Here is a 7,994-nt window from a genome sequence, read left to right on the forward strand (position 1 = left end):
CCGGGCCGCGGAGAGCGACCCGGACAGCTTCTTCCCGGGGTCCTGGTCCGTCGTCCGCCCGCGGGCTCCCCTCCCGCGGCCGAACCCGGTGGTCACCCGAAAAGCGACCGGGGCCCCGCACGAGAATCTACGCACGGGGCCCCGGTGTGACGGGTGAGGACTCGCTGAGCGGAGCCCGATTCGTCGGCTATCCGGTCGTGATCACCACGCGAAGGCGTTCATCACGGGCAGGATCTGCGCCGAGCGGGCGGCGATCAGGTCGTCGTTCCAGTAGCCCCAGCCGTGGATGCCGGTGGTGCGGTAGTCGAAGGTGGCCTGGTTGGGCCGGGCGTTGAGCGTGTTCTGGAACGCGATGGTCGATCCGCGCGACAGCCCCTCGAGAATGATGCCGTTGAACGTGTTGAACACGGCCTGCAGGCTGGAGGGCTGGTCGTACTGCCCGGGGATGGCCGACCCCGCGGTGATGTACATCGGGATGTCGCGCAGCTTGTCCGCGTTGAGCAACGGGTCGTTCTGGCCCCAGCGCGGCGAGCCCGGCAGGCCCCACATGGCGAACGGGTCGCACTTGCACTGGTCGAACATCGCGAGCGGGATCATGGTGTACATGCCCGGCGCGGTGGGGTTCATGTACCCGGAGAACACCGAGACCTGCTTGAACTGGTTGCGGTGCTTGGCGGCCAGCATCGCGGCGGCGGACCCGCCCATGGAGAGCCCGGCGATGGCGTTGTTATCCGTGCGCACACCGAAGTGGGCGTTCAGGTACCCGGGCAGCTCGCGGGTCAGGAAGGTCTCCCACTTGTACTCGAGCAGGTTTCCGCCCAGGTTGATGGGCCGATCCCAGTCGGAGTAGAAGGAGACCTGGCCGCCAACCGGCATGACCAGGGTGATGTTGTCCTGGAGGAAGATGCGCTGCGCCTGTGCGTCACGCGTCCACGCGTTCCAGTCGTCCCGCGCGCGCAGGCCGTCGAGGAGGTACAGGCCGGCGTTGCCGCCGAAGCGGGCGGGCTGGACCTGCACCTTGATGTGGCGGTTCATCGCCGGCGACCAGACCTCGCAGAGCTGGACCCACGATGCGACCGGATCCCAGGTACACCCGGGGCGCAGCCAGTTGCGGAACCCGACCGGGTTCTCGTCGCCGGCGGCCGGCTGGAAGGCGGGGGCGGCGTTCGGCGCGTCGCCCGATCCGGCCGATCCGGCGGAGCCGAGGCTGGCGGACGAGCCCTGCTCGGTGGCCTGGGCGCCGACGAGAGCCGGAGCGCCGACGACGAGGCCTGCAGCCGTCGCCAGGGCGGTGAGCCCGGCGGCGAACTTGCGCCGGAGGGTGGTCTGGGACATTCGTGGGTTCCTTTGTTCGTTCCTGGTGCCCCCAGGTGACCCGGGGCATCGGTGACGTCCATCGGACCGGCCCCACCAGGGGAGGACCGGAACTGCGACATCGTAACTGTCGCTCATTCTGGGACAGGTGTTACAGGTCGGGGACCTGATCGATCCCCTACCGTTACCGATTCGAGATAACAGCTGGAGCCACACTACCGAGTGCCCTGGTACTTCTCCACTTTCTCAGGCATCGGCAATCCGCACCTCTGCACCTCGTACGCAGGGATTCTGTTGATGCGGTACTCGGCGAATGAAAATGCATTAATCAGGTTGGACCAGCGCTTCTCCAGCGTCAGCGGCCCGGTATAGGAGTCGATCAGGGCCTGGGTGGCCGGGCACGTGAGCGCCACCTCCGCCTGGTTGACCCAGTTCACATCGATCCACCGCGGGAAGTTGACCGGATCCTCGATCACGCCGGTGCGCGCGAGCACCCAGTCGTACGGCAGGAACTTGTCGTGCCCGATCCGGCCGTCCTCCATGCGGTCCGTGTGCGCGGCCAGCGGCGAGGCCAACCCCACCGTGTCGTAGACGTCCACGTCGAGCGGGAGGTTCATGCTCGTCATCCCGAGATTGAGGAACACGACGGTCTTGAGTGGGTCGTCCGGCAGCTCGAAGGGCTCCAGTCCGGGCATCGGGCGGTCGTAGGCCACCACGTCCCACCGGTCCTGGAAGCCCGGGACCGGGAGGAAGACCGCTCCCGTCCGGTTGGTGGACACGTCCCGCACCAGGGCCCGCATCCGCGGGAAGTCGAGGTAGTCGTCCGCGAGCAGCGGATGTCGGTGGCCGGTGCGCTGGATGTAGTACTGCCGCTCGTCGACGATCCCCGCGGCAGTGATGGTCTCCGGCTCGTCCCGGAACGGGTCCTGGACCACCTCGACGGTCACCGCCCACCCGACGACGACGAGCCAGGCACCGGCGACCACCGGGACCGCCACCCGCCGCACCCGTGCGTCGTCCTCACCGCGGGCGGGCCCCACGGGCAGAGGCACCACCGCGACGGGCAGGAGGAACAGGAACAGGGACGGCAACAGCACCCGGCCGTGCATGAAGTCCCCGCCGACCCGGGTGACGTAGGCCAGCATGATCACGGCCACCACGAGGAACGCGAGCGTGACGACCGGGGTCGAGCGGACCCGGGTCCGCAGGCGGAGCAGACCGGCCACCTCGTCGTCGTCCCCCGTCCCGTCACCCCGCGCGGGGGCCGCCGACCCGCGCGCGGGGCCCGACCGGCGCACGGCCCACAGCGAGACCAGGCCGGCGGCCAGGACCACCGCCAGCGGCAGGAGCAGCGCGTACGGCGACAGCAGGTCCCACACGTACTGGGCGCCCTTGTCCCACTTGGACCCGCCCGCGTCCTTGGCGACGGCCGTCAGAGGGTAGGGCAGCGCGTAGTACGACATGCGCCAGACCTGGTAGACGATCGGGACCGTTCCGGCGATGACGACGAGCCAGCCCAGATGCCTCCACGACTGCTGCGACGCCGCCAGCAGTACCAGGAACACCACCGCCGCCAACGCCAGCTCCGGACGCACCAGCGGACCGAGCCCGGCGACGAACGCGATCACGGCCGTGCCCGCCGCGGGGAGGCCGAACCGGTACTCGCGGTGCGGCGCGCGGGCCCACCGTTGCAGCCCGAGCCACATGACGCCGATCCAGCAGATCACCAAACCCGTCTCGAGGCCCGAGCTCGCGAAGTCGCGGGCGGGCGGCAGCATGATGTAGACCACGACGCCCAGCGGCAACAGCAGCATCGGACCACCGGCCGGGGCGCGCCGCGTGCCCCGGTACATCACCCGGGTACCGAGCATCGCGCACGCCACCGCGACCATGCTCAGGGTCAGCGCCAGCCCCAGGGCGACCAGTTCGAGCCGGTAGCCGACCACCTCGTGGGTGAGGTAGACGAGATAGGTCCACAGGGTCGAGGTGTTGGACTCGACCCGCTCCCCCGCGTTGAAGACGGGGCCGTTGCCGGCGATGAGGTTGCGGACCGTGCGCAGGACGATCAGTCCGTCGTCGGCGATCCACCGACGCTGCCAGGCGCCGGCGAAGAACACCGCCACCACCACCGCGAGGCCGCCCCAGAAGACCGCCGGCTCGGCCGGGACACGCCCGGCCGACGGCCGCCCTGCCGACTCTCCCGGTGTCACCTGCGACATCGCCCACCCATCCCTGTCAGGCGAGGGACGGCACGAGGTAGACGCCGATCACCACGGTGAGGACCCAGATCGCGGCGAGTATCTGCAGGACGCGGTCGCCGAGGGCGATGTCCTCGGGCTCGCCGGCCTGGGCTGCGTCGACGTCCACGGCGTAGCGCAGTACCGCGATGGTGAACGGCACGATCGAGATCTGCAACCACACGGCCGACCCGGACGGCTGCGTGGGGTCGGAACCCCGGTCGTAGGCCCACAGGGCGTAACAGAGCACGAGCACCGTCGCCGACAGCGTCCAGACGAATCGCAGGTAGGTCGGCGTGTAACTCTCCAGCGCCTTGCGGATCTTGGCGCCGGTCTTGAGGTGCAGGTTCAGTTCGGCATACCGCTTCCCGGCCGCCATGAACAGGGACCCGAACGCCATGACCAGCAGGAACCACTGGGAGATCTCGACCTCGGCCGCCGCACCGCCCGCCACCGCGCGGAGCAGGAACCCTGAGGAGACGAACGCGATGTCGAGCACCGGCTGGTGCTTGAGCCCGAAGCAGTACATGAGCTGCAGGACGATGTACACGGCCACGACGATCGCCAGCGCCGGGTGCGCGAACAGCACCGAGATGACGAGCGACGCGACGATGAGCGCCACCGCCATCCCGTATGCCAGCCCGACCGGGAGCACCCCGGCGGCGATGGGGCGGAACCGCTTGGTGGGGTGGGCGCGGTCCGCCTCGACGTCCATCGCGTCGTTGATCAGGTAGACGCTGGAGGCCGCCATGCAGAACGCCACGAAGGCGACAAAGACCGAGAACAGGACGGAGGTGTCCGTGAGCGTCTGGGTGCCGGCCGCGGCGGGCGCCGCGACCACGAGGACGTTCTTGACCCACTGCCGCGGACGGAGGGCCTTGATCATGCCGTCCAGCAGGTTCTTCGGCGGCGAGCCCTTGGCCTCCTCCTCGGCCTCGGCGAGATCGATCTCGTTGGCGGTGTGCGGCTCCGCCCCGAGGAGATGGTGATCGCCCCCGCCCCGGGAGGCCGGGGCTCCGGTCTGATCGGTCATCGATTCTCCTCGGGGGTCGGGATGGTGCCTGGTCCGGGCGCGCCGTCACGAAGCGCCGCCGGCAACAGGTGCTGGACGGGGTCCGTGGGCCAGACCGCGCGGGTGAGCGCGGCGCAGCCCGCGCCGACCGCGGCGCCGGCGATCACATCCGAAGGGTAGTGGACGCCCAGGACGAGCCTGGACGCCAGCATGACGGGAACGAGCGCGGGAGCCACGGGCGCGCCGCTCACCCCCCCGGCCAGCAGGGCGAACGCGGTGGTCGACGTGGCGTGGGAGGACGGGAAGCTCAGGGAGGACGGGGTACCCACCCCCACCGCGACCGTGGGGTGGTCCGGGCGCCGCCGCCGGACGACCCGCTTGACGACGACGGAGGTGGCATGTGCACCGAAGCTGCCCACACCGACCATCGCCCACCGGCCCCGCCGGGCCGGATCGACCGCCATGCCGAGCGCGGCGATCGCCATCCAGCCCAGTGCGTGCTCCCCCACGTGCGAGAGCGTCACGGCGGCCTCGCGCGACCCCGGCACCGCGAGGAGCCGACGCTGGATCCCGGCCAGCAACCGGATCTCGCCGGTCGGGACGGGGATCTCCACCGTCGGGCCCGTGCCGGCGTGGTCGGGGCCGGCCGGCCCGGGTGCGGTCTCAGGCGTCGAAGACACGGCTCCAGGCCTCCTTGGTGACGAGTTCGATGTGCGCCTCACGGTAGCGGCGGCGCATCTCCGGGAACCGGCGGAAGAGTTCCCTGTGCACGGCCACCGACTCGGCGAACAGGGATCCGGCCTGCTCACGGTCGCGCTTGCGGTAGACCACCCCGCGCCCGTCGGCGGTGGTGACAGTGGCACCGTCGACCCGGCTGAGTGAGTACCAGCGCGCCTCCACCGGCGGGAAGTTGGCCTGCGGCACCTCGTGGTGCCTCTTGTCGTCCCGGCTGAGGGTGTGCGCGAGGCCCTTGGCCAGGGCGAGTGCCTTGCGGGCCGGGCCCCGGGGTTCGGAGTGGATCCCGGCCGGGCCCCCGGAGGGTGCGGGGAGGTCCACGGCCGAGGGGATGACCACGGCGTCGGGGAACTGCGCGCGCATCGCCCTCACCTTGGGAAGCGCCGTCGGCAGCAGCTCGTACAGCGCCTCCGGTCCGCGCAGGAAGTCGCGGATGGCCTCGATCTGGATGGCGACCGTCGAGTACTCGAGGCACACCAGGTGCTTGACCAGCGCCTTGAGGCTCGACTGCATGATGCCCTTGTGGTCGCCGTCGTGGTACAGCGACGCCACCACCAGCCGGTTACGCAGATGGAAGTAGGCCTGCCAGTCGATCGCGTCGTCCTTGTCCGACCACGCCATGTGCCAGATCGCCACGCCCGGCATCGACACCGTGGGGTGGCCGGCGCGGCGCGCCCGCAGGCCGTACTCCGCGTCGTCCCACTTGATGAACAGCGGCAGGGGCTGACCGATCTTCTCCGCGACCACCCGGGGGATGAGGCACATCCACCAGCCGTTGTAGTCCACGTCGATCCGGCGGTGCAGCTCCTTGGGGTTGTCCCGGTCGGTCAGGGGGTACCGGGAGAAGTCGTAGTCGTAGTCCGCGTGGGGGGCGGCGGTCCACATGAAGTCGTGCGCCCCCACCACCTCGCCCATCGTGTGGAGGTGGCTGCGCTCCTGGAGGTTGAGCATCTGTCCGCCGACCAGCATGGGCACGCGTGAGAACCGGGCGAACGCCAGGGCCCGCAGGATCGAGTCGGGCTCGATCTCGATGTCGTCGTCCATGTACAGGATGTACGGCGAGTCGGTGAGCCGCCGGGCCTCGTACATGATGCGGCTGTACCCGCCCGAGCCTCCCAGGTTGGGCTGGTCGAAGATCCGCAGGCGGTCGCCCAGGTCCTCGGCCGCCTCGACGAACCCGGGTTCGTCCCGCACCTTCTTCTCGCCCTGATCGGGCATCAGCACCGCGTCGAGGACCGCGTCGACGTCGGGGTCCGAGGTGAGCGCGCGCAGCGCCGCGACCGCGTCCCCGGGGCGGTTGAACGTGGGGATGCCGACGGTCACCCGGCGGTCGTTGGGCACCTGCACCGACGGGTCCGGGGTGCCGTCCGGGCCCGCGTCCGGGCGGGTCTCCGGCGCGTCCACGGTCGAGTACCACCCGCCCGCCAGCAGCTCGACATCCGTGTCGGAGGTGAGGTCGAACCAGATCCACCCGCCGTCCTCGAACGGGCCCAGGTCGCACACGAACTCGACGGTGGTGACCCGGCCCGCGCCCGCCTCACCCGGCTCGCCCACGACGTCCCCGGTGATCGCGATGCGCGAACCGTCGATCTTGGACCGGTAGAGGTCCACGCGACCGGCCCCGCGGATCGTCAGCCGCAGGACCACCGCACCGAGAATCGTCCAGCGACGCCAGTACGCCGCCGCGAACGCGTTGAAGTAGGTGGCGAAGGAGACCTCGGAGTCCGCGCCGACGCTCAGGGTGGTCCGACCGGCGGAGTGGGCACGGCGGGCGTTGGTGGGGGCCTCGGCGAGGTAGAGCGATCTCACGTCCAGCGGCTCACCCGCCCGGGGCAGGATGACCCGCTGCAGGCACTCCCGGCCGAGCGGGTCCGCGAGCCCGGCGACCGACCGCTCGACCTCGTCGACCAGTTCGTGGTGGCCGTGGTGGTGCATATGGATGTGTCCCCGTCCCTAGTCGAAAGCCGGGTCGATCGTACCCGGCGGGGCGTGGCGATCCCTCCCACCACGCGGATCCGGCGACCCACCCGGGGTGGCGCGCCCTCTAGTCTCGAGTCATGCACCTCACCTCCACAGCCCGGCCCCGTCCGACCGTCCGCACCGCCCTGGGGGTCCTCGCCCTGGCGGTGCCCCTGGCGCTCGCCGGGTGCGGAGCCGACGACTCTCCGGCCGAGGACGCGACGGCCACCGGCACGACCGCCGCGACCGCTGCGGGACAGTCCGACGCCTCCGGGCGCGACACCTCCGACGCGGTGGAGTGCCCGCCCGCCGAGGGCACCGACGAGCGCGTCACCTCGTTCGATTCCGCCCCGCCGATGTGTCTGACCCCGGGTGTCGACTACTCGGCCGTCATCACCACCGACGCCGGCGTGGTGACCGTGGACCTGTTCGAGGACAAGGCGCCGGAGACGGTGAACAACTTCGTCTTCCTGGCCCGCCACAAGTACTACGAGGGCATCACCTTCCACCGGGTGATCCCCGGGTTCATGATCCAGGGCGGCGACCCGCAGGGCACCGGCAGCGGCGGACCGGGCTACCAGTTCGCCGACGAGCTGCCCGCCGCGGGCGAGTACGAGATCGGGTCGATGGCCATGGCCAACGCCGGACCGGACACCAACGGCTCCCAGTTCTTCATCGTCACCGGCGACTCCGGTGTCTCCCTGCCGCCGGACTACAGCCTCTTCGGCACCGTCACC

Annotated in this window: 6 protein-coding genes; 1 reads left to right on the forward strand and 5 read right to left on the reverse strand. The window is 70.5% G+C overall.

Features of this window, described 5'->3' with window-relative positions; genetic code table 11:
* Positions 1–201: 201 nt before the first annotated feature.
* The 5 genes from H483_RS32275 to H483_RS32295 form a co-directional block, all read right to left on the reverse strand.
* A complete protein-coding gene (locus H483_RS32275) occupies positions 202–1,335 on the reverse strand; it encodes an alpha/beta hydrolase family protein (protein WP_017837474.1) in 1,134 nt (377 codons plus the stop codon).
* A gap of 194 nt (positions 1,336–1,529) precedes the next feature.
* Positions 1,530–3,533, reverse strand: coding sequence for a flagellar motor control protein ZomB (gene zomB / locus H483_RS32280; protein WP_017837475.1), 2,004 nt, complete (start codon positions 3,531–3,533; stop codon positions 1,530–1,532).
* Between the two features lie 16 nt (positions 3,534–3,549).
* Positions 3,550–4,584, reverse strand: coding sequence for a decaprenyl-phosphate phosphoribosyltransferase (locus tag H483_RS32285; RefSeq protein WP_017837476.1), 1,035 nt, complete (start codon positions 4,582–4,584; stop codon positions 3,550–3,552).
* Positions 4,581–5,243: a phosphatase PAP2 family protein gene (locus H483_RS32290; protein ID WP_017837477.1), complete on the reverse strand. Its 663-nt coding sequence runs from the start codon at positions 5,241–5,243 to the stop codon at positions 4,581–4,583. Before H483_RS32290 ends, H483_RS32285 begins: the two co-directional genes overlap by 4 nt.
* Positions 5,227–7,233 (reverse strand): glycosyltransferase, encoded by a 2,007-nt coding sequence (locus tag H483_RS32295; protein ID WP_017837478.1) that lies wholly within the window; start codon positions 7,231–7,233, stop codon positions 5,227–5,229. The genes H483_RS32290 and H483_RS32295 overlap by 17 nt, the downstream gene beginning before the upstream one ends.
* A gap of 122 nt (positions 7,234–7,355) precedes the next feature.
* On the opposite strand from H483_RS32295, the gene H483_RS40470 reads away from it, so the two are divergent.
* On the forward strand, positions 7,356–7,994 hold a 639-nt coding region (locus tag H483_RS40470; protein ID WP_017837479.1), incomplete at its 3' end, for a peptidylprolyl isomerase.

This window comes from Dietzia sp. UCD-THP, assembly GCF_000349585.1.
Classification (GTDB): domain Bacteria; phylum Actinomycetota; class Actinomycetes; order Mycobacteriales; family Mycobacteriaceae; genus Dietzia; species Dietzia natronolimnaea_A.

Excerpts from the sequence above, each read along its gene's own strand:
- H483_RS32295 (WP_017837478.1), bottom strand. The coding sequence starts at position 7,233 with ATGCACCACCACGGCCACCACGAACTGGTCGACGAGGTCGAGCGGTCG.
- H483_RS32275 (WP_017837474.1), bottom strand. The coding sequence starts at position 1,335 with ATGTCCCAGACCACCCTCCGGCGCAAGTTCGCCGCCGGGCTCACCGCC.
- zomB (WP_017837475.1), bottom strand. The coding sequence starts at position 3,533 with ATGTCGCAGGTGACACCGGGAGAGTCGGCAGGGCGGCCGTCGGCCGGG.
- H483_RS32285 (WP_017837476.1), bottom strand. The coding sequence starts at position 4,584 with ATGACCGATCAGACCGGAGCCCCGGCCTCCCGGGGCGGGGGCGATCAC.